The sequence below is a fragment of the Vibrio sp. OPT18 genome, assembly GCF_015163615.1.
GTDB lineage: Bacteria > Pseudomonadota > Gammaproteobacteria > Enterobacterales > Vibrionaceae > Vibrio > Vibrio coralliirubri.
In genome coordinates, this window is the sequence record NZ_JADDYK010000116.1 from 47,699 (window position 1) to 68,008 (window position 20,310).

19 protein-coding genes are annotated in these 20,310 nt (G+C 45.1%); 15 read left to right on the forward strand and 4 right to left on the reverse strand.

The annotated features are described in order from the left end of the window. The coding region (locus IQQ51_RS25935) for a DMT family transporter (protein ID WP_228013264.1) at positions 1-767 on the reverse strand (767 nt) is incomplete at its 3' end. Positions 768-905: 138 nt separating this feature from the next. Here IQQ51_RS25935 and rmuC point away from each other — a divergent pair. From rmuC to tatC, 7 genes are all read left to right on the forward strand, one after another. Further along, complete coding sequence (rmuC, locus tag IQQ51_RS25940; RefSeq protein WP_193842509.1) at positions 906-2,438, forward strand: DNA recombination protein RmuC; 1,533 nt, start codon at positions 906-908, stop codon at positions 2,436-2,438. A gap of 65 nt (positions 2,439-2,503) precedes the next feature. After that, complete coding sequence (gene ubiE, locus IQQ51_RS25945) at positions 2,504-3,283, forward strand: bifunctional demethylmenaquinone methyltransferase/2-methoxy-6-polyprenyl-1,4-benzoquinol methylase UbiE (RefSeq protein WP_193842563.1); 780 nt, start codon at positions 2,504-2,506, stop codon at positions 3,281-3,283. A gap of 98 nt (positions 3,284-3,381) precedes the next feature. Further along, complete coding sequence (locus IQQ51_RS25950; RefSeq protein WP_193842510.1) at positions 3,382-3,987, forward strand: ubiquinone biosynthesis accessory factor UbiJ; 606 nt, start codon at positions 3,382-3,384, stop codon at positions 3,985-3,987. After that, positions 3,984-5,618: a ubiquinone biosynthesis regulatory protein kinase UbiB gene (ubiB, locus tag IQQ51_RS25955; RefSeq protein ID WP_017065813.1), complete on the forward strand. Its 1,635-nt coding sequence runs from the start codon at positions 3,984-3,986 to the stop codon at positions 5,616-5,618. The genes IQQ51_RS25950 and ubiB overlap by 4 nt, the downstream gene beginning before the upstream one ends. 53 nt (positions 5,619-5,671) lie before the next feature. Next, positions 5,672-5,926 (forward strand): Sec-independent protein translocase subunit TatA, encoded by a 255-nt coding sequence (gene tatA, locus IQQ51_RS25960; protein WP_017060154.1) that lies wholly within the window; start codon positions 5,672-5,674, stop codon positions 5,924-5,926. 3 nt (positions 5,927-5,929) lie between these two features. After that, on the forward strand, positions 5,930-6,337 hold the full coding sequence (gene tatB, locus IQQ51_RS25965; protein WP_048612432.1) for a Sec-independent protein translocase protein TatB: 408 nt from the start codon (positions 5,930-5,932) through the stop codon (positions 6,335-6,337). 148 nt (positions 6,338-6,485) lie between these two features. After that, positions 6,486-7,241, forward strand: a complete 756-nt coding sequence (gene tatC / locus IQQ51_RS25970; protein ID WP_017060156.1) for a twin-arginine translocase subunit TatC — start codon at positions 6,486-6,488, stop codon at positions 7,239-7,241. A 288-nt stretch (positions 7,242-7,529) separates the two neighbouring features. Here the strand turns inward: tatC and IQQ51_RS25975 are convergent, their stop codons facing one another. Beyond that, positions 7,530-8,291, reverse strand: coding sequence for a TatD family hydrolase (locus tag IQQ51_RS25975; RefSeq protein WP_193842511.1), 762 nt, complete (start codon positions 8,289-8,291; stop codon positions 7,530-7,532). Between the two features lie 208 nt (positions 8,292-8,499). Between IQQ51_RS25975 and hemB the strand changes: the two genes are divergently transcribed. From hemB to polA, 3 genes are all read left to right on the forward strand, one after another. After that, positions 8,500-9,543 (forward strand): porphobilinogen synthase, encoded by a 1,044-nt coding sequence (gene hemB / locus IQQ51_RS25980; RefSeq protein WP_017060158.1) that lies wholly within the window; start codon positions 8,500-8,502, stop codon positions 9,541-9,543. A 76-nt stretch (positions 9,544-9,619) separates the two neighbouring features. After that, positions 9,620-10,054, forward strand: a complete 435-nt coding sequence (locus IQQ51_RS25985; RefSeq protein ID WP_193842512.1) for a GNAT family N-acetyltransferase — start codon at positions 9,620-9,622, stop codon at positions 10,052-10,054. A 679-nt stretch (positions 10,055-10,733) separates the two neighbouring features. After that, complete coding sequence (polA, locus tag IQQ51_RS25990) at positions 10,734-13,532, forward strand: DNA polymerase I (protein ID WP_122082645.1); 2,799 nt, start codon at positions 10,734-10,736, stop codon at positions 13,530-13,532. Between the two features lie 507 nt (positions 13,533-14,039). Here the strand turns inward: polA and IQQ51_RS25995 are convergent. Beyond that, positions 14,040-14,639, reverse strand: a complete 600-nt coding sequence (locus IQQ51_RS25995; RefSeq protein WP_193842513.1) for a GTP-binding protein — start codon at positions 14,637-14,639, stop codon at positions 14,040-14,042. Between the two features lie 218 nt (positions 14,640-14,857). Continuing rightward, the gene (gene yihA, locus IQQ51_RS26000) at positions 14,858-15,517 is read right to left on the reverse strand and encodes a ribosome biogenesis GTP-binding protein YihA/YsxC (protein ID WP_017060162.1); all 660 of its coding nucleotides are present in this window, start codon (positions 15,515-15,517) and stop codon (positions 14,858-14,860) included. 148 nt (positions 15,518-15,665) lie between these two features. Between yihA and IQQ51_RS26005 the strand changes: the two genes are divergently transcribed. From IQQ51_RS26005 to hemN, 5 genes are all read left to right on the forward strand, one after another. Beyond that, positions 15,666-16,283, forward strand: coding sequence for a c-type cytochrome (locus tag IQQ51_RS26005; protein ID WP_012602993.1), 618 nt, complete (start codon positions 15,666-15,668; stop codon positions 16,281-16,283). Between the two features lie 557 nt (positions 16,284-16,840). Further along, positions 16,841-17,479 (forward strand): class I SAM-dependent methyltransferase, encoded by a 639-nt coding sequence (locus tag IQQ51_RS26010; protein WP_019826511.1) that lies wholly within the window; start codon positions 16,841-16,843, stop codon positions 17,477-17,479. Beyond that, positions 17,479-18,036 carry a Der GTPase-activating protein YihI gene (gene yihI / locus IQQ51_RS26015; protein ID WP_017060163.1) on the forward strand — a complete coding sequence of 186 codons (558 nt, stop codon included), beginning with the start codon at positions 17,479-17,481 and terminating at the stop codon, positions 18,034-18,036. The genes IQQ51_RS26010 and yihI overlap by 1 nt, the downstream gene beginning before the upstream one ends. Positions 18,037-18,042: 6 nt before the next feature. Next, positions 18,043-18,531 (forward strand): DUF2489 domain-containing protein, encoded by a 489-nt coding sequence (locus IQQ51_RS26020; RefSeq protein ID WP_017060164.1) that lies wholly within the window; start codon positions 18,043-18,045, stop codon positions 18,529-18,531. A gap of 328 nt (positions 18,532-18,859) precedes the next feature. Next, complete coding sequence (gene hemN / locus IQQ51_RS26025; protein ID WP_050648426.1) at positions 18,860-20,251, forward strand: oxygen-independent coproporphyrinogen III oxidase; 1,392 nt, start codon at positions 18,860-18,862, stop codon at positions 20,249-20,251. The last annotated feature ends 59 nt before the right edge of the window (positions 20,252-20,310 follow it).

The following is a 20,310-nucleotide window of genomic DNA, read 5'->3' on the forward strand; positions in this document are numbered from 1 at the left end:
ATAAACGGTGAGGCAAAAATCAGGTTGCTGATACGCGCCGTATTGTTGGTTAACTTGAGTGCTGATAACCACAATACAAAGGTAATGCCCATCTCAAATAGTCCAACGTAAGTCACCGCCATCCAACCCTTCGCCGTAATTTGGCTAAAGCTTTCACCCTCAAAAATGGTTAAACCGATCGCGAAGGGTAATGCCACTAAGAAACCAAGCAGTACGCCAACCACTGGATCAGCCTTGTTTTTTGTGTTGAGAATCCAATATCCCGCCCAAAGCAGAGTAGAAAGCAGCGCCAGTGCCACACCGAGTGGACTGTCGAATTGCATGCCTAATACATCGCCTTTAGTCGCAATAACTACCACACCCGCATAGCTGAAGGTACAAGCAATCCAATCTTGTTTGCGAATCTTTTGCCCCAGAAAAACCGCCGCCATTAAGGTTAGCGTGATAGCCCAGCTGTAGTTGATGGCTTGAGCTTGAGAAGCGGGCAGCAGGTCGTAGGCTTTGAATAGAATCAGGTAATAGGCCAGTGGGTTGACTAAGCCGAGTAGTAGGTAATACCAAGGGTTTGAAAGAAACGTAGTACTCAGTTGAGAAAGCTTGCCTTGAAAGGCGCAGACTGCGATCAGCGCAATCGACGACACAATGCTAGCAATGGTCAGCATTTGAATAGGTGAAAACTCTGCAAGGGTCAGCTTAAAAGCAGTAGCGACCGTTGACCACAGCAGTACTGCGGAAAGGCCAAAGCCCAAGGCACGACGTTCGTTCATGGCAACTCATTCTAATTTGATGGGACAGAATACGGAGCGCCTAGTCTATCTGTCGAATTTTAATACGGCAAACTGGACATTTATCCAGTATCAAAATACCATTTAATGAGTTATTTCCAATTAGGCTAAATCATTATCATGCAATGGATTATCGAACATCAGGCAACGCTTATTGCTGCAATTTCTGGCGCGCTCGTCAGCGGTGGTGTGGTGGGTTGGTGGATTAAACAGAAGCTCTCTTTTCAGCAGCGATTGCTCGAGCAGCAGCTAGAGTCCGATCGTTTGTTGCATGAATCTCAGCAAGCTCAGCTCAAAGCATCACTCGCAGAGGCGCAACAAGAACTCAATGAGTTAGATGATGAGCGAGACAAAGCGGCATTCGAGCTCAAGCAGGCGCACGGTAAGGTGATGGCTGCGATGGAAAAGCTGCGCTACTTTGAGGCTGTGAAGCAAGAGCGCCAGCAGTACGCTGATGAGATCAATGTGCTTAAAGATCATAAGTCTGAATTAGAAGCCGAGCTGCGCGAGCAAGAAGCAAGGCATGACCAAGAAAACCTCGCCAATAGCGAAAAGCTGCAACTACTAGAACAAGCCGAATCTCGACTTAAGCAGCAGTTTGAACTGTTAGCGAACCAATTGTTTGAAACCAAAACCGCCAAGGTCGATCAGCAGAATAAGCAGAGCTTAGAAGGTTTGTTGTCTCCACTAAGAGAGCAGTTGGAAGGCTTCAAGAAACAAGTGAACGACAGCTTCAGCCAAGAGGCCAAAGAGCGTCATACTTTGGTGCATGAGCTTAAGAACCTACAACGCCTTAATGAGAGTATGACGCGTGAAGCGGTGAACCTGACTCAAGCGTTAAAGGGTGACAACAAACAACAAGGTAACTGGGGCGAGGTGGTACTGGCACGGGTGCTGGCTGAATCAGGGCTGCGCGAAGGTCATGAATACCAAACGCAAGTGAACCTGCAAAACGATGCGGGCAAGCGTTATCAACCGGATGTGATTGTGCATCTGCCACAAGACAAGCAGGTGGTGGTGGATTCGAAAATGGCGCTGGTGGCATTTGAACGCTACTTCAATGCCGAAACCGATCAGCAACGCGATGCTGCACTACGCGATCACTTGGTGTCACTGCGAGCGCACATCAAAGGCTTAAGTCAGAAAGATTATCATCAGCTCAAAGGTATACAGAGCCTGGATTACGTATTGATGTTTATCCCGGTTGAGCCAGCATTCCAAGTGGCGATTCAGGCGGATCCTAGCTTGGTGAAAGATGCGATGGAGCAAAACATCATCTTGGTCAGCCCAACCACTCTGCTGGTGGCACTGCGTACCATTGATAACCTGTGGCGCAACGACAGACAGAACCAGAACGCCCAAGTTATCGCGGAACGTGCGAGCAAGCTTTACGACAAGCTGCGCCTGTTTGTTGATGATATGGAAGGCCTTGGCAGCTCACTTGATAGAGCAAACCAAAGCTACCAAGGGGCGATGAATAAGCTAGTGACAGGGCGTGGCAATGTGATTCGTCAGGCAGAAAGCTTCAAGCAATTGGGTGTTGAAGTGAAGAAACCGATCTCGATTGGTCTGGCTGAAATGGCGCAAAATGAGGCTTTTTCAGAAAATGCCTCCTTAGTAGAAAGACAACCTGCTGAGGATAAAGTAAACTAATCGGCCGCAGCGCCTCTAAATACAAAGAGCGCTGTCGATGAGAACTTACCATGGTAGATAACAGCATTATGGACACAAGCGTGCAGACAAATTCAGCAGTAGAGTCAGAAACCACACACTTTGGTTTCGAAACAGTCGCAAAAGACGAAAAAGTCGCGAAAGTAGCAGAGGTATTTCACTCTGTAGCCGCTAAATACGACATCATGAATGACTTAATGTCGGGTGGTGTTCACCGCTTGTGGAAGCGATTTACGATTGATTGCAGTGGCGTGCGCCCGGGTCAACGTATCCTAGACCTTGGTGGTGGTACCGGTGACCTGACTGCGAAGTTCTCGCGTATCGTTGGTGAAAAAGGCCACGTGGTTCTTGCTGATATCAACAACTCAATGCTGAATGTTGGCCGTGATAAGCTGCGTGATAGCGGTATTGTTGGCAACGTACATTACGTTCAAGCAAACGCTGAAGAGCTGCCTTTCCCAGACAACTACTTCGATTGCATTACCATCAGCTTCTGTCTGCGTAATGTCACCGATAAAGACCAAGCGCTACGTTCAATGTACCGTGTGCTTAAGCCGGGTGGTCGTCTGTTGGTTCTTGAGTTTTCTAAGCCAGTACTTGAGCCACTATCAAAGGTTTACGATGCCTACTCTTTCCACCTGTTGCCAAAAATGGGTGAGCTGATTGCTAACGATGCAGACAGCTATCGTTACCTTGCAGAATCTATCCGCATGCACCCTAACCAAGAAACCTTGGAATGCATGATGCAGGAAGCGGGTTTCGAGAATACTAAATACTTCAACCTAACGGGCGGCATTGTTGCGCTGCACCGCGGTTACAAGTTCTAGTCGAACTTGGTAGCAGGCTCTTAGGGCGTGCTAAACAATAAGAATAAAGACAAAACGGATAGGTTAAGGCTTATCCGTTTTCAAAGGTAAGGACAGTCATGCCATTTGATCCATTGGTAACCGCGGTTATTGAAACCTCTTTAAATACTTTCGTGAACGATGATCCAGCCTTGGTTCGTCGTTTGTCTCGTTTAAAGGGGCAGATCATTCAAGTTAATTTGAATGAGTTGAATAAAACCCTCACTTTCGTTTTCAGCCAACAAATTGATGTGTTGTCTGAATATGAAGGGCAGCCTGATTGCTACCTATCTTTGAATTTATCGGTGTTACCTGAACTGCGTGAGCAATCGAACATCACCAAGCTGATCAAGCAAGATAAGCTTATCTTAGAAGGTGATATTCAACTGGCTCAGAAATTTGCTCAGCTGATGACAGACTGCAAGCCTGACTTGGAAGAGTGGTTATCGCGCGTAACGGGTGATGTGGTTGCGCATACCTTGGTCCAAGGCGTTAAAAACGTCGGTGGCTTTATGACAAAACAGGCGACTAAGCATCAAAACCATGTTGCTCAAGTTCTGACTGAAGAGTGGAAGATCGCACCCGCACCGTTAGAAGTCGCGCACTTTTGCGACCAAGTTGATGACGTAAAAAGCTCCGCTGCTCGTCTTGAAGCTAAGTTGAATGCTCTGTTGGAGAAAGCATGACCCCAGCAGAACTGAAACGTCTTTATCATATTATCAAGGTACAGTTGGAATACGGCCTTGATGAGTTGATGCCGGAACACCAACTGACTAAAGCCCCTTTGTTGGCGCGAAAGTCACTGTTTTGGCTCAAGAACAAGCATCAAGATAAAGAGTTGGGTCATCGCTTGCGCCTTGCGCTGCAAGAACTTGGTCCAGTGTGGATCAAGTTTGGACAGATGATGTCGACACGTCGTGATCTGTTCCCTCCTCATATCGCCGATCAGTTGGCGTTGTTGCAAGACCAAGTTGCGCCGTTTGATGGACAACTGGCTAAGCAAGATATGGAAAAGGCGCTCGGTGGCAGTTTAGATAACTGGTTTACCGACTTTGATATCGAGCCACTGGCTTCTGCTTCTATCGCTCAGGTGCATACCGCAAAGCTTAAAGAGAGCGGTCGCGAGATTGTTCTGAAGGTAATTCGACCTGATATTCGCCCGGTGATTGACGCAGATCTAAAACTGATGCACCGAATGGCGCGTATAGTCGCTAAGTCGCTTCCTGAAGCACGTCGTTTGAAACCGGTTGAAGTGGTTCACGAGTACGAGAAAACGTTACTCGATGAATTGGATCTGCGCCGAGAGGCAGCCAATGCCATTCAACTGCGACGTAATTTTGAAGGCAGTGAAGAGCTGTATGTGCCAGAGGTTATCCCTGATCTAAGCAGCGAAACCCTGATGGTGTCAGAGCGAATCTATGGTATTCAAGTCTCCGATATTGAGACGCTAGAAGCCAACGGCACCAACATGAAATTGCTCGCGGAACGCGGTGTGACGGTATTCTTTACCCAAGTATTCCGAGACAGCTTTTTCCATGCAGACATGCACCCGGGCAACGTATTCGTTAACCCAGAGAATCCAGATAACCCTCAGTGGATTGGTTTGGATTGTGGCATTGTCGGCACGCTCAACAGCGAAGACAAGCGTTATTTAGCCGAGAACTTGCTGGCTTTCTTCAATCGAGATTACCGTAAAGTTGCTGAGCTGCACGTGGATTCGGGGTGGGTGCCACACGACACTAACGTCAATGATTTTGAGTTCGCGATCCGTATGGTGTGTGAGCCAATTTTTGCAAAACCACTTGGCGAGATCTCATTTGGCCATGTGTTGCTAAACTTATTTAATACAGCAAGACGTTTCAACATGGAGGTTCAGCCTCAGTTGGTACTTCTGCAGAAGACCTTGTTGTATGTGGAAGGCCTAGGTCGTCAGTTGTATCCGCAACTTGATTTGTGGGCAACCGCCAAGCCTTTCCTTGAAACCTGGATGATGAATCAGGTGGGGCCGCAAGCTGTGATCAACGCAGTAAAAGAGCGCGCGCCATTCTGGGCAGAAAAACTGCCAGAGCTGCCAGAGCTACTTTATGACAGCTTGCGCCAAGGTAAAGCGATGAACCACAGAATGGATCAGCTTTATCAAGGCTACCGAGATAGTAAGCGTCAGCAAGCAACTGGAAAGTTTTTGTTTGGCGTTGGAGCCACTTTAGTCGTATGCTCCGCAATATTAGTTTCAAGCCCTTATGAGCAGCTATCTATGGGCTGTGGCATCGCAGGTGTCACATTTTGGTTGCTTAGTTGGCGAGCTTACCGTCGTTAGACAGTAGACTCTCTTAATATTTTTATGTGTAGACAGACCCGAGGACAATGACAATGGGTGGTATCAGTATTTGGCAACTTCTAATCATTGCTGTAATTGTAATTTTGCTATTCGGAACAAAGAAACTGCGCGGTATGGGTGGTGACTTAGGTTCAGCGGTTAAAGGCTTCAAAAAAGCGATGAGCGATGAAGACAAGCCTGCAGATAAGAAAGATGCAGACTTCGAACCAAAGAATATTGAACAGCAGAAGACAGAAGCTCACGCTGAAACAACTGCTGAAACAAAGAAAGACAAAGAGCAGGCGTAAATCGTGTTTGATATCGGTTTTTGGGAACTGGTATTAATATCTGTCGTTGGGTTAGTGGTTTTAGGGCCTGAGCGTTTGCCCGTGGCGATTCGCAGTATTTCCAAGTTTGTTGGACAAGCGAAAAGCATGGCAAACAGTGTGAAAGATGAACTTTCTCATGAGCTTAAGGTGCAAGAGCTGCAAGAAAACCTACGCAAGGCGGAAAAAATGGGTATGGAAGATTTATCTCCAGACCTTAAAGCGTCAGTCGATGAACTCAAGCAGGCCGCTGCTGAGGTTCAACGTCCGTATGCTAAGCCTGAGTCTGATAAGCCAAGTGAGACTAAACCTAGTGTCACGGAAACTGTGGAATCTGAAACCATTCAGGTCAACAGCGAAGCTTCAGCACCGTCAGATAAGAAAGCCGAATAGTCTCGCAAGGAGGAGTCGCCGGATACTTGATTCGCTAGATGTTTAAATAGATAGCTATTCAAATAAATAACTATTCAAGTGGATACCAATTCAACTGGATAGATACACGCGCGGCTCCTTTTCGATCTTCCTGTTTAAGAGGTTTGACATGTCTTCGACTGAGCAGACACAGCCTTTAATTAGCCACCTTCTAGAACTACGTAATCGCCTACTACGTGCGATTGTCGCGGTGCTAGTGATATTTGTCGGGCTAATTTATTTTGCTAATGATATTTATGAATTCGTATCAGCACCTTTGGTAGATCGTCTACCGGAAGGGGCGACGATGATCGCAACCGATGTTGCATCGCCATTTTTTACACCACTGAAATTAACCTTGATCGCGTCTATATTCCTCGCGGTTCCGTTTATTTTGTATCAGGTGTGGGCTTTTGTTGCTCCGGGTTTATACAAGCATGAAAAACGCTTGATCATGCCGCTATTGGCTTCAAGTTCATTGCTGTTTTACTGTGGTGTGGCGTTCGCTTACTTTATTGTATTCCCGTTGGTATTTGGCTTTTTTACGGCCATATCATTAGGGGGAGTAGAGTTCGCAACCGACATCTCAAGCTATCTTGATTTTGTACTCGCGCTGTTCTTTGCTTTTGGTATTGCCTTTGAAGTGCCTGTTGCGATTATCTTGTTGTGTTGGACGGGGGCAACAACGCCTCAATCTCTGTCTGAAAAGCGTCCTTACATTGTGGTGGGTGCTTTCATCATCGGTATGATGCTGACACCACCAGATATGATCTCGCAAACACTGTTGGCGATTCCAATGTGTATTCTGTTTGAGATTGGTCTGTTCTTCGCACGCTTTTATACGCGTAAGCCAGATGCGGATGAAGAGGAAGAAGCTGAATCTTGATTCGGAATGCTTCAGTAAAAATCACATAATAAAAAAGCGGCCTAGGGCCGCTTTTTTATTATGTCTGTTTATCGAATCTTTAACTGATAGCCACAGTTCTGACATATATAGAGCTCTTTGATGCCCAAAATTTTATGCCATAGAGTTCGATGTTGACGTTGTAAGTGTTGTGAATGGTCACACATAATCAACTACCTCCATATGCAGGTGGTTGATACTATACATGTCACTGAGCTTTCTCAAATAAATTCAGGAAAAATCCGTAATAATTACTTATTAATAGATTTATCATAAATTAAACAATACCTTAGCATTTGTGGTGGTTATGTTTTCGACTTCTTCAAGGGTAATTCCGCGCAATTCAGCGATGCGTTTTGCTACTAATTCTGTGTAGGCTGGTTCGTTGCGTTTACCGCGATTCGGTGTTGGTGCCAAGTATGGGCAATCTGTCTCTAGAATGACGTAATCCAAATCGAGATGTGGGATCACCTTGTCCATCCCTGAATTCTTAAAGGTCGAAACGCCGCCTAAACCTAAATGAAAGCCTAGCTCGTTGATCGCTTGAGCTTCCTCTAAGCTGCTACCAAAGCAGTGGAATACCCCGCGTAAGCTGCCATCTTGTTCTTTACGAAGTAGGGCAAGTGTCTCTTCAATGGAATCACGAGTATGGATCACCACAGGTAGATCAAGCTCTTTTGCCCACTGCAGTTGAGTCACAAACGCCATCTCTTGTTCAGCCTTGAAGGTTTTATCCCAGTACAAGTCGATACCAATCTCACCCACGGCGATGAAGTCATGCTTATCAAACCAAGCTCGAATAGTTTTGAGGGTTTGCTCGATATTCGCATCCACATAACAAGGGTGTAAGCCCATCATTGAACGGCAGACATCAGGAAACTGCGCTTCCGTCGCTAACATTGGCTCGATAGATTCTAAATCGATGTTCGGCAATAGAATGGTATCAATCCCTTGAGCCAGTGCACGCTGCACAACTTGTTCGCGGTCTTCATCGAATTCGCTCGCGTAAATATGAGCATGGGTGTCGATCATTGTTTTGTCCTGAAAGCGGTCTTTACTGAGTTGTCATGAGTATACGGCAGTGTGAGGAGAAGGTCATTTTTTGCCATTTATCCCTGTTTTTGAGTGGGTTTCATATTTTACTGCTAGCGTCCTGAGCCATCAGTGATATGCTTTTGCCTGTATTTAGCACTTTTCATATCTAAGTATTTCGGTGCTTAGACTAGGCAAGGAGAATCTAGTGTCTGTTTCAATTCAAGGTCAATTCCCAGGTCGCCGTATGCGCCGTATGCGTAAGCACGACTTTAGCCGTCGCCTAATGGCAGAAAATCAATTGTCTGTGGATGATCTAATCTACCCAATGTTTATCCTGATGGGTAAAGACCGCCGCGAGCCTGTCGAGTCAATGCCAGGTGTTGAACGCTTGTCGATCGACTACATGCTTGAGGAAGCAGATTACCTGTCAAAGCTGGGTGTTCCTGCGATAGCTCTATTTCCAGTCGTGAACCAAGATGCTAAAAGTTTATGCGCAGCTGAAGCTCATAACTCAGAAGGTTTGGTGCAGCGCGCTGTACGTTTACTAAAAGAGCACGTGCCAAACATTGGCGTTATTACTGACGTAGCACTAGACCCGTTCACCACTCACGGCCAAGACGGCATCATCGATGAAGATGGTTACGTGATGAATGACGAGACGACTGAAGTCTTGATCAAGCAAGCATTATCACACGCTGAAGCAGGTGCTGACGTGGTTGCCCCATCGGATATGATGGATGGTCGCATTGGTAAGATCCGTGAAGCGTTAGAAGAAGCGGGCCATATTCATACTCAAATTATGGCGTACTCTGCGAAATACGCATCGTGCTACTACGGTCCATTCCGCGACGCAGTCGGTAGTGCTTCGAACCTGAAAGGTGGTAACAAGAAGAACTACCAGATGGATCCTGCGAACAGTGATGAAGCGATTCACGAAGTTGCGATGGATCTTAATGAAGGTGCCGACATGGTGATGGTTAAGCCTGGCATGCCTTACCTAGATATCGTGCGCCGTGTGAAGCATGAACTTCAAGCGCCGACATTTGCCTACCAAGTGTCTGGTGAGTATGCGATGCACAAAGCAGCGATCCAAAACGGTTGGCTGAAAGAGCGTGAAACCGTCATGGAATCACTGCTGTGCTTTAAGCGCGCTGGTGCTGATGGCATTCTTACTTACTTCGCTAAAGATGTGGCTGAGTGGCTTGCAGAAGACAATGCACAAGCCGCAGAGCACTTAAAAGAAAAGTAATCGTGTAGAGTTCACTTAAGTGATCAGTAAAGGGTTGGCCATTGTGCCAGCCCTTTCGTTTATAAGGATGAATAAGATGTCAGTTGTCGTACGTGAAGGTTCGTTAGAAGAAGTGGTGTCTGTGGTCGAGCAGATCTCTGAGTTCGCTAAAAAAGAGAGCGTCGCTTCTCTTTCTGAGCGGCTGGCAGGAAAAAAGAACCTTATTTTAGTGGCTGAAGAAGCTGACGTGCTGCTCGGTTTTAAGATCGGCTATGAATTGGATCAAGATACTTTTTACAGCTGGTTTGGTGGCGTGTCACCGCTCGCGAGGAACAAAGGCGTTGCACAGGCGCAATTAGATGCTCAGGAACAGTGGGCGAAAGAGCAGGGCTACAGACAGTTAAAGGTTAAGTCTCGTAACCAGTTCCCTGCAATGTTGCGCCTGTTATTGAGAAACGGTTACCTAATCGAAAAATTTGAAGAAAAAGAAGACATTAATGAGCATAGAATCCATTTTTTGAAGCAAATTTAAGCACAGCTGTTAACGGTTTATAAATTAAATGAGATTTATTATCATTTAAGTGTTGACTATTAAATGAGAATCATTATTATTAACTTCGTCTTAGGGAATGAGGAAATGTTCACAAGGATGTTAAGTACTCAAGTATCTACTTGGTTACCCAACAGAATTCTCGCGAACTTGTACTAAGTTCTTTTTGACACGACATTGCTCACATTGCTTCCAGTGTAATTTATAGCTTTTAGGTAAAGCTGTGGTATTCAATTTGAATGGCTTTACCGGTTTTTGCTAGGCGACATCTTCGGGTGTCGCTTTTTTTATACCTACCATTTCAACAAGATGCATATTTAGTGGCACGTATTTTTATGAATAAAACGCCATCAGCATTCTTTTCCACAACGCAAGATCGAGAAAAGATCGTTGATCATCTGTTCGATCTGTAAAATTATTCTTTATTTTCAATTGTTTATTGGTGCTTTTTGAGTTGCTCACCGTAGTTCTCAACAGGGTGGATAAATAATATAAACAGAGTTATCCACAGAACGCTTGCGTCTAAGAACAAAAAATAACAACAAATCGATTATAACGAACACAACCGAGTGAACGGATACAGATCGACAACGTGGAATCCAACCAACAGACGTGGCATTCTTAACAGATAATTTCTGTACTTACTGGATACACAAACATTATGGCTCGTATTCCTGATAATCCTTTGATTCTGATCGATGGCTCTTCTTACCTATATCGCGCGTTCCATGCTTACCCTGGCACAATGAGCAATGGTGATATCCCAACTAACGCTGTTTACGGTGTAGTTAACATGCTGCGCAGCATGATGCGTCAATTTGCTTCTGATCGTATTGCGGTAATTTTTGATGCGAAAGGAAAGACGTTCCGTGATGACATGTACCCAGAGTACAAGGCAAATCGTCCACCTATGCCTGATGATCTTCGTTGCCAGATTGAGCCTTTGCACAATGTGATTCGTGCAATGGGTTTGCCACTTATCTCTATTCCCGGCGTTGAAGCGGATGACGTGATCGGTACGCTTGCTTCTCAAGCTTCTGCAATGGGTATGCCTGTGCTTATTAGTACTGGCGATAAAGATATGGCCCAGCTTGTCGATGACAACGTTACTCTGATCAACACCATGACCAACGTGGTCATGGATCGTGAAGGCGTGATTGAGAAGTTTGGCATTCCGCCAGAGCTTATTATCGACTACCTTGCGCTGATGGGCGATAAAGTCGATAACATCCCAGGTGTTCCGGGTGTCGGTGACAAGACAGCGACAGCTTTGCTGCAAGGTATTGGTAGCATCGAAAAGCTGTATCAAAACCTGGATGATATTGCCGCTCTTGGCTTCCGTGGTTCAAAAACCATGGCTAAGAAGCTGATTGATAATAAAGACAACGCTGAGATGTCTTATGAGCTTGCAACAATCAAACTGGATGTTGAGCTTGAAGAGACGCCTGAGTCATTAGTAAAAGCACAACCAAACACGGATGAGCTGATTAAGCTATACGGTCAACTGGTCTTCAAGTCTTGGTTGAACGAGCTACTTGAAGGTGGCAGTGGTGTGGTTGAGGCGGATGAAAAGTCGGGCGCAGTGCGTAGCAATACGGCATCAACCACTTCTACCGTAGAAATGAACACCTCTGCCGTGACGATTGATCGCAGCAACTACGAAACTATCCTCGATGAAGCGTCATTCAATGTTTGGCTCGAGAAACTGAAAGCGGCTGAAGTGTTTGCTTTCGATACTGAAACCGACAGCCTAGATTACATGGTTGCGAACCTCGTTGGCCTGTCATTCGCGACTGAAGAAGGCGTTGCCGCTTACGTGCCGGTTGCCCATGATTACCTAGATGCACCGCAGCAGCTGGATCGTGATTGGGTACTTGAACAGCTTAAGCCGATTCTTGAAGATGACGCACAAGCGAAAGTAGGTCAGAACCTTAAGTACGATATGAGTGTGCTAGCGCGCTACGGTATCGAGATGAAAGGCATCAAACACGACACCATGTTGGCGTCTTACGTTTTCAATAGCGTAGGTGGCAAGCATGATATGGACAGCCTAGCGCTGCGTTTCCTACAACACAGCTGCATCTCATTTGAGCAAATCGCAGGTAAAGGTAAGAAACAGCTTACTTTCAACCAGATTGAGCTGGGTGAAGCGTCTCCATACGCGGCAGAAGATGCTGACGTGACACTACGTCTTCATAACCGTTTGATGGAAAACATTGAGCAAGATGAAAAGCTAAAAGCCATCTATGAAGAAATTGAAGTACCACTGATCCCAGTAATGTCTCGCATTGAGCGTACTGGCGTATTCATCGATGACATGTTGCTAGGCGCTCAATCGCAAGAGATTGCGGTTCGTCTGGATGAGCTAGAACAGAAAGCCTACGAGATTGCAGAGCAAGAGTTCAACATGAACTCGCCAAAACAGCTGCAAGCGATCCTGTTTGAGAAAATGGGCCTGCCGGTTATCAAGAAAACGCCATCAGGTGCACCTTCAACCAACGAAGAAGTGCTGCAAGAGCTGGCTCTTGATTACCCGCTACCTAAGCTGATCATTGAATATCGTGGCCTTGCGAAGCTGAAGTCGACTTACACAGATAAGCTGCCGAAGATGATCAACGCTGAAACGGGTCGTGTTCATACGTCTTATCACCAAGCGGTGACAGCAACGGGTCGTTTGTCTTCGACGGATCCAAACCTACAGAACATCCCAATTCGTAATGAAGAAGGTCGTCGTATCCGCCAAGCATTCGTTGCACAACATGGTTGGAAGATTCTAGCGGTCGATTACTCTCAAATTGAATTGCGTATCATGGCGCACCTTTCGGGTGATAAAGCGCTTCTGGAAGCATTCCAACAAGGCAAAGATATCCACGCGGCAACGGCGGCTGAGATCATTGGTGTTGATATTGAGAGTGTGACCACTGAACAACGTCGTCGTGCTAAAGCCGTTAACTTCGGTCTTATCTACGGTATGAGTGCCTTTGGCTTGGCTAAGCAACTGGGTATTCCTCGTGGCGAAGCACAGCACTACATGGATACTTACTTCGAGCGTTACCCTGGCGTAATGCAGTATATGGAAGACACGCGCAGTGCAGCTTCAGAGCAAGGCTTCGTTGAAACCATTTACGGTCGTCGTCTGCACCTCCCTGAGATTCAGTCTCGTAATGGCATGCGTCGTAAGGCAGCTGAACGCGCGGCGATCAACGCGCCAATGCAAGGTACAGCGGCAGACATCATTAAGAAAGCTATGTTGTTGGTGGATGAGTGGATTCAAGCGGAAGGCGATGGTCGTGTGAAACTGCTTATGCAGGTACACGATGAATTGGTGTTTGAAGTGGAAGAGTCATCTTTAGCCGAAATTGAAAGTAAAGTACAAGAATTGATGGAATCTGCTGCAGAGCTAGAAGTGCCGCTTGTCGCGGAAGCTGGCCACGGTGACAACTGGGATCAAGCCCACTAATCAGTTTTTGACCTTAATAAGCAAATTAGTATGAGCCAGTGCACAAACACTGGCTTTTTTTTGTCTCAAATAAAGTTAAGTCGTAATAAGAATTCAGGTGTTTTAATAAAACATTCATGAAAAAAAACTACAAAAGTTGTTTTCATTTCTGAGCAATTGTTGTACATTAAATCTCGTAGGGTACAGAGGTAAGATGTTCTATCTTTCAGACCTTTTGTTTCACGTTATTGGATTAGGCTGATTCAGCCGCCCCAGTCAGTATTTGACTGGGGCGTTTTTTCTTGTGCGAAAGAAAAATATTTCCAACCTACCATTCCCCCGTAAAACCTCTCATTTTTAGTGCCTTTTATTACACTTTCTCAAGTACAGTGATAAACCCCTGATTTGCCTTAGATCTGGAATTCGATCAGCTTTTGGTAATTTAAATCCGTCTCTAAGTCGATTGTTTTATCACTTGAAATAACTTTTATTTTACAAGTTATCGATAAAGGATTGATGGCTCACGCCTTATTTATCAGTGTATTGAGTCGGTGAATGCTCAATGTAATCCATGATTTTCTGTTGTTTCTCGGTGCTGTATTTCAGAGCTTCGGCGGTGATCTGGATGGATTGCGCCATCGAAGAGATATTGTTGGTCGCTTTTACCAAGGTTTGCTGCATTGGTTTCAGGATAAGCAGATAGATAGCGGTCAAAGCGATAATAATGACGGCGATAATGGCCGCCAGCGCAATGATGATCTTGGTCTGAATATCATCCAACAGCATTTGACTGGTTTGTTTAAAGGCGAGTCGAGATTGGTCTAAGGCTTGTGGCAGTTGATTGAGGGATGTCTTGGTGGAGCTCGCAAGCTTATTGATGCTTTCAACGGTTTGATTGAGGGCTTGTTGCTGGTCGTCGCTTAGATTGGGGTTGTTGACTATCGCCTGCAAAGATTGCGATATCACCTCAAGAGACTCACTCGCATCTTGGGCGTACTTTTCCATGCCATCGAGGTCTAAGGTCATATCGACATTGATCAGTGGGGCTTGTTCTTGTTCTGCTTCAGAGGCAAATCCTGTCAGTGAGACCAGCATAAGTGCAATGATGGCCAATGGTGTTTTCCACATGAGTATTCCTTTCTCATTGTTCTGATTATTTAGATGTGTCTTTTAGTATGGTTCACTTCTATTGGTTTTAGTGGGTAAATCCGATCTTTAACACTAAAAACTTAGGCTTAACTCACTAATTTTTGGGCAAAAAAATACCCCGCCTATATAAGGAGGGGTATTGATAAGGCTAAATCACGTGTTGTCAGTGCTCTAACCTATAGCGATAAGTAGAGGAGTTACTCTGAGTCGTTGTGCTCTTCGTCCGCTAACTCATCAATGATTTGATCAGCAAGTGCTGGAGCAAACCACTCATCCATCTTGGCACGCAGTTGGTCAACGCCGATGCCCTTCATTGAAGAGAAGACATCAACCGCAACATCACCACCGAAAGATTTTGCATCGTTACGGATTTTCAGTAGCTGTGCTTTACGCGCACCACTTTTCAGTTTGTCTGCTTTTGTTAACAAAACCTGCACTGGGATACGGCTATCGATAGCCCAGTAGATCATTTGTTGGTCAAGGTCTTTCATTGGGTGACGGATATCCATCAATACCACTAAACCTTTCAGGCTTTCACGTCGTTGTAGGTATTCACCTAGCGACTTCTGCCATTTTTTCTTCATCTCAAGCGGTACTTGAGCAAAGCCATATCCAGGTAAATCGACGATATGACAACCGTCTGTTACCTTAAATAGGTTGATTAGCTGAGTTCGACCGGGTGTTTTACTGGTTTTCGCCAAGCTTTTTTGGTTTGTAACGCGATTTAGCGCGCTAGATTTACCAGCATTGGAGCGTCCTGCAAACGCAATTTCGATCCCTTCGTCTTCTGGTAAATGACGAATATCAGGTGCACTGGTAATGAAATGCGTGTTTTGATAATGAATTTTTACGCTCACTGTTAACTCCATCTCGACTTTGTGTAGTCGATTGATTACTTTTTTGTGAATTTGTGTAAAATAACCGTGCTCGGCATAAGGTCGCCTATTGTACCATGAGTGGCAACATAGAGTGGTACTGGAAGCTTGATAATTATAATGGAATGTCATGAAGAAATTAGCGCTAATTTTGAGTCTTTTAGCCAGCTGCTCAGTATGGGCTCAAGGTAGTATTGAAGCTGGTAAAGCCAAATCACAAACATGTGTTGCCTGCCACGGTGCTGACGGCAACAGTCTGATCACTCAGTACCCTAAGCTGGCCGGTCAACATGAGAAGTATCTAGAGAAGCAGTTAAAAGAGCTTAAGCTAGGTATGACAAGTGGTGGTAAGCAAGGTCGTTACGAACCTGTAATGGGTGCAATGGCGATGCCTTTATCTGAAGAAGATATGGCTGACCTAGCGGCATACTACGCCTCTCTACCTATCTCTAGTAACTCTACTCCTGAAAATGTAGTAGATGAAGGTAAGGTTCTTTACACAGCGGGTAACGCAGAACGCGGCGTAACGGCGTGTATTGCTTGTCACGGCCCACGTGGTAATGGTACCGAACTTTCTGGTTTCCCTAAGATTTCAGGTCAGCACGCAGATTACATCAAGGCTCAACTTGAAAAATTCCGTGATGGTGACCGTAATAACGACATGAATGCGATGATGCGTGATGTAGCTAAAAAGTTAACAGACGCTGATATTGATACCTTATCGAAGTACGTTGGTGGTTTACACTAATTTGTCGGTTTCTTGCTCTTAGCCAGAGTAAAGGAATGTACGTTCGAGCGAGATTGAAGAGACGCCCCGATCAGTAATGGTCGGGGCGTTTTCTTTTGTATTGGTTTTATTAATGCATTTTGGGTTTATGTCTGATTTATCAATGTGTGATCGATTTGTGTACAAAAGTGTGAAGTCGCACTCTTGTAGTCTTTTTGTAACACGGTAAAGTAACCGCCATCAGCTAGGAGCTGACTTAGATATGGATGATCATCTAGTCTAACGGTATAGACAGAAAAGGATCAGGCTAGGACAGCCCAGCAACAAGGTGTTAGAAAAGGATAGCCAAAACTCATCAGGACGATGAACAACAAACAAATTTGGCATGGAAAGCACCAATAACAAATGGAGATTTGTGTACCAAGTTGAGTATGCAAATTTTGGCCGATATAGGCAGATTTAGAGAGCGATAGGTTTTCCTATCGCTTTTTTTATTGATTTGATGAAAAAACACCCAATACCTCTCCACTATAAACTCAGTTTCTGGTATGTTTCGCATCCCTGTTTAAGGATGTGCTATGTATACTTGTCCCTTATGCCATCACCAAGGCGTGAATCACTATTTTGAAGACAAACGCAGAGCCTATCTGCAGTGTCAGCAATGTGAACTGGTATTTGTTAAACCTGAACAAAGGTTAGAAGCAAAAGAAGAAAAAGCACACTATGATCTCCATGAGAACGATCCTAGTGATGCAGGCTATCGCCGCTTTTTATCTCGCATCGCGGATCCACTAACAGACAAAATTTCATCTAACTCACAAGGGTTGGATTTTGGTTGTGGCCCAGGCCCTACGCTATCTATTATGTTAGAAGAAGCCGGACACACCATGGAGTTGTACGATATCTATTACCACCCAGAACCCTCTGTGTTGGAAAAAACGTATGACTTTATGACTGCCACGGAGGTGATAGAGCATCTTTATCACCCAGACAAAGTGTGGCAGCAATGGTTGAATTTAGTTAAACCCAAGGGCTGGATTGGTCTTATGACTAAACTAGTAATAGACGTAGACGCGTTTGCTGGTTGGCACTACAAGAATGACCCGACACATGTCGTCTTCTTTAGTCGTCAAACATTCCAGTTTTTGGCAGAGCGGGATAAGCTCGAACTAGAATTTTTTGGAAATGATGTAATTTTACTGAGGAAAGTGCAGTAATGGGTCGTAGTAAGAAATCAAGAAAGCCGGGAGCACTTGGCGCTCCGGAACCTATGGTTACTCGTAACCGTAGTGAATCTGATGTTGAAGGTCGTGAACGTAAGCGTGTTAAAAAGCGTAAAGGCCTTAAGTCTGGCAGCCGTCACTCAGATGGTAGCGAAGCAAAACAGCGTAAAGCTGCACAAGCTCGTGACCCTCGTTTAGGCAGCAAGAAAAAAATTCCGCTGATCGTTGAACCAGCGAAGAAGCCGACTAAACAAGAGCGCAAGCTATCTAACGAACAAGAGTTAGAGATGCTTGAGAATGATGCTCAACTGAACACACTGCTAGACCGTATCGAAAATGGTGAAAACCTAGGTGCTGGTCTACAGAAGTTTGTTGATGAGAAACTTGATCGTATCGAACACCTAATGGGCCGCTTAGGTCTACTAGAGCCAGAAGACGATGAAGAAGAGATCTTCGAAGAAGCACCAGTTGCCTCTAAGAAGAAAGCGAGCTCTGACGAAGACTTGCTATCTCAATTCGAAGATTTCGATTTAGACAGCTTTAAAGGTTAATAGCCAATGAACGTAACCTTATTAGCAATTGCTGGTGGAATTATCATTCTCGGCTTGGGCTCTTACGCAGGTTACCTTCTACTTCAAGTGAAGAAGCAGACGGAGTTGCAAAAGCAGCATCAAGCACTAGCCATTGAAAAACGTAACGCGACGATTTACGAAAACGTAAATACTTTGTGTTTAGCGGGCATTCAAGGGCAATGTGACTTACCTGAGATCAGTATCCGAGTGTGTATCATTATGGATAATGTTCAGGGTGATGAGCGTGTCGATTTTGATTCTGAGTATCCTGCTCTTTCTGAGCTGTACCATATCGTAAAAGATATGGCTCGCGGAGAGGCAAGACAGGAACTGACGAAGAAAGAACGCATGCAGCAGAATCTCACGCGCCATAAGGCAGAGACTCGCTTGAATGATGCGGTCATTGAAGATCTGAAAAGGTTGCAAGAGAAGGTTAAACCTCTCAACAACCAAATCAACATTCAGATGATCTAGTCGCTAAGATTTTTAAAATAGAGGCTTGTTTAACACTCAGTTTTTAAGACGCGCTGTTTTGAGACATGCAGCTTTTAAGACTCACGTCTTTAATACGCTTTGTCTTTAACAGATGATGTTAAATGAGCCTTCTTACCTTTTGCGTCTCGTTAATCCCGACGCTTTGTTAGTGATCAAGCTAGCAGTTCTGAGTTTTTGTCTAAAAAATTGATTTTGTCTTGGAACGACCTTACAGGTCGTGTGGCAAAATAACCCGTCTATATTTTAATGTATGTAAAATGATTTGAGAGACCTTAGGTTCTCGCGGATCTAAATTGGAAATACCGCTATGTCGAGCAAGCCAGTAACAACGAATCAGCAAATCGTTTGGGATCAAGAGATCTTAAACAAGTACAACTATTCGGGACCTCGTTACACCTCATACCCAACTGCGTTGGAGTTTCATGAAGCGTTTACCGTCGCTGATTACGACATGGCGTGTACTCAATATCCTGAGCGTCCACTCTCTCTTTACGTGCATATCCCGTTCTGCCACAAGCTTTGTTACTACTGTGGTTGTAATAAAGTCATTACTCGTCACTCGCATAAAGCGGATGAGTATCTTGATGTGATTGAACATGAAATCCGCCAACGCGCCTCTCTATTGAATGGCCGTGAAGTGACGCAATTGCACTTCGGTGGTGGTACGCCAACGTTCTTGACCAAGACACAAATCACTCGCTTGATGATGATTCTACGTGATGAGTTTAACTTCACCGCTGACGCTGAAATCAGTATCGAAGTCGACCCGCGTGAGATTGAGCTAGACGTACTTGACCACCTGCGTAACGAAGGCTTCAACCGCCTGAGTATTGGTGTTCAAGACTTCAATAAAGAAGTACAGAAGCTGGTTAACCGTGAGCAAGATGAAGAATTCATCATTGCAATGGTTCAACGTGCGAAAGAGCTAGGCTTCCGTTCAACCAACCTTGATTTGATCTACGGCCTACCAAAGCAGACTCAAGCTTTGTTCGCTGAAACATTGAAGCAAGTGCTAGAGATGAAACCAGGTCGTTTATCGGTATTTAACTACGCACACATGCCTCAGCTGTTTGCTGCGCAGCGTAAGATTAAAGACGAAGACCTACCGGAAGCGAAAGAGAAAATGGCTATCTTACAAGATACCATCGAGACGCTAACGGGGGCGGGTTACCAGTTCATCGGTATGGACCACTTTGCTCTACCTGAAGATGAGCTAGCAGTAGCACAACGTGAAGGTATTCTGCATCGTAACTTCCAAGGCTACACGACCCAAGGCGAAGCTGACCTAATTGGTTTCGGTGTTTCTGCTATCTCTATGGTCGGTGATGCTTACGCTCAAAACCAGAAAGAGCTGAAAAAGTACTACGCTCAGGTCAATGACCTGCGCCATGCACTTTGGAAAGGCGTGGCACTAGACAGTGATGACCTTCTACGTCGTGAAGTGATCAAGCAGCTTATCTGTAACTTTAAGCTTGATAAGACCATGATCGAATCTGAGTTCTCGGTTAACTTTAATCGCTACTTCAAAGAAGATTTAGAGCTTCTACAAACCTTCATCAACGATGATTTGGTTGAAGTCGATGATAAAGAAATCCGCGTTACTCTGCGTGGCCGCTTGCTGATCCGTAACATCTGTATGTGTTTTGATAAATACTTACGTGCAAAGGCTCGCCAGCAGCAATTCTCTCGCGTTATCTAATCGCTCGATAGAGAACAGAACAATAAAAAATGCCAGCATCATGCTGGCATTTTTGTATC

What these genes read in the sequence shown, in the direction of transcription:
- IQQ51_RS25950 (WP_193842510.1), top strand. Translation starts at nt 3,382, where the DNA reads ATGCCATTTGATCCATTGGTAACCGCGGTTATTGAAACCTCTTTAAAT.
- IQQ51_RS26020 (WP_017060164.1), top strand. Translation starts at nt 18,043, where the DNA reads ATGAACGTAACCTTATTAGCAATTGCTGGTGGAATTATCATTCTCGGC.
- IQQ51_RS26010 (WP_019826511.1), top strand. Translation starts at nt 16,841, where the DNA reads ATGTATACTTGTCCCTTATGCCATCACCAAGGCGTGAATCACTATTTT.
- rmuC (WP_193842509.1), top strand. Translation starts at nt 906, where the DNA reads ATGCAATGGATTATCGAACATCAGGCAACGCTTATTGCTGCAATTTCT.
- hemN (WP_050648426.1), top strand. Translation starts at nt 18,860, where the DNA reads ATGTCGAGCAAGCCAGTAACAACGAATCAGCAAATCGTTTGGGATCAA.
- IQQ51_RS26005 (WP_012602993.1), top strand. Translation starts at nt 15,666, where the DNA reads ATGAAGAAATTAGCGCTAATTTTGAGTCTTTTAGCCAGCTGCTCAGTA.
- IQQ51_RS25985 (WP_193842512.1), top strand. Translation starts at nt 9,620, where the DNA reads ATGTCAGTTGTCGTACGTGAAGGTTCGTTAGAAGAAGTGGTGTCTGTG.
- tatA (WP_017060154.1), top strand. Translation starts at nt 5,672, where the DNA reads ATGGGTGGTATCAGTATTTGGCAACTTCTAATCATTGCTGTAATTGTA.
- ubiB (WP_017065813.1), top strand. Translation starts at nt 3,984, where the DNA reads ATGACCCCAGCAGAACTGAAACGTCTTTATCATATTATCAAGGTACAG.
- tatC (WP_017060156.1), top strand. Translation starts at nt 6,486, where the DNA reads ATGTCTTCGACTGAGCAGACACAGCCTTTAATTAGCCACCTTCTAGAA.
- IQQ51_RS25975 (WP_193842511.1), bottom strand. Translation starts at nt 8,291, where the DNA reads ATGATCGACACCCATGCTCATATTTACGCGAGCGAATTCGATGAAGAC.
- polA (WP_122082645.1), top strand. Translation starts at nt 10,734, where the DNA reads ATGGCTCGTATTCCTGATAATCCTTTGATTCTGATCGATGGCTCTTCT.
- IQQ51_RS25995 (WP_193842513.1), bottom strand. Translation starts at nt 14,639, where the DNA reads ATGTGGAAAACACCATTGGCCATCATTGCACTTATGCTGGTCTCACTG.
- yihI (WP_017060163.1), top strand. Translation starts at nt 17,479, where the DNA reads ATGGGTCGTAGTAAGAAATCAAGAAAGCCGGGAGCACTTGGCGCTCCG.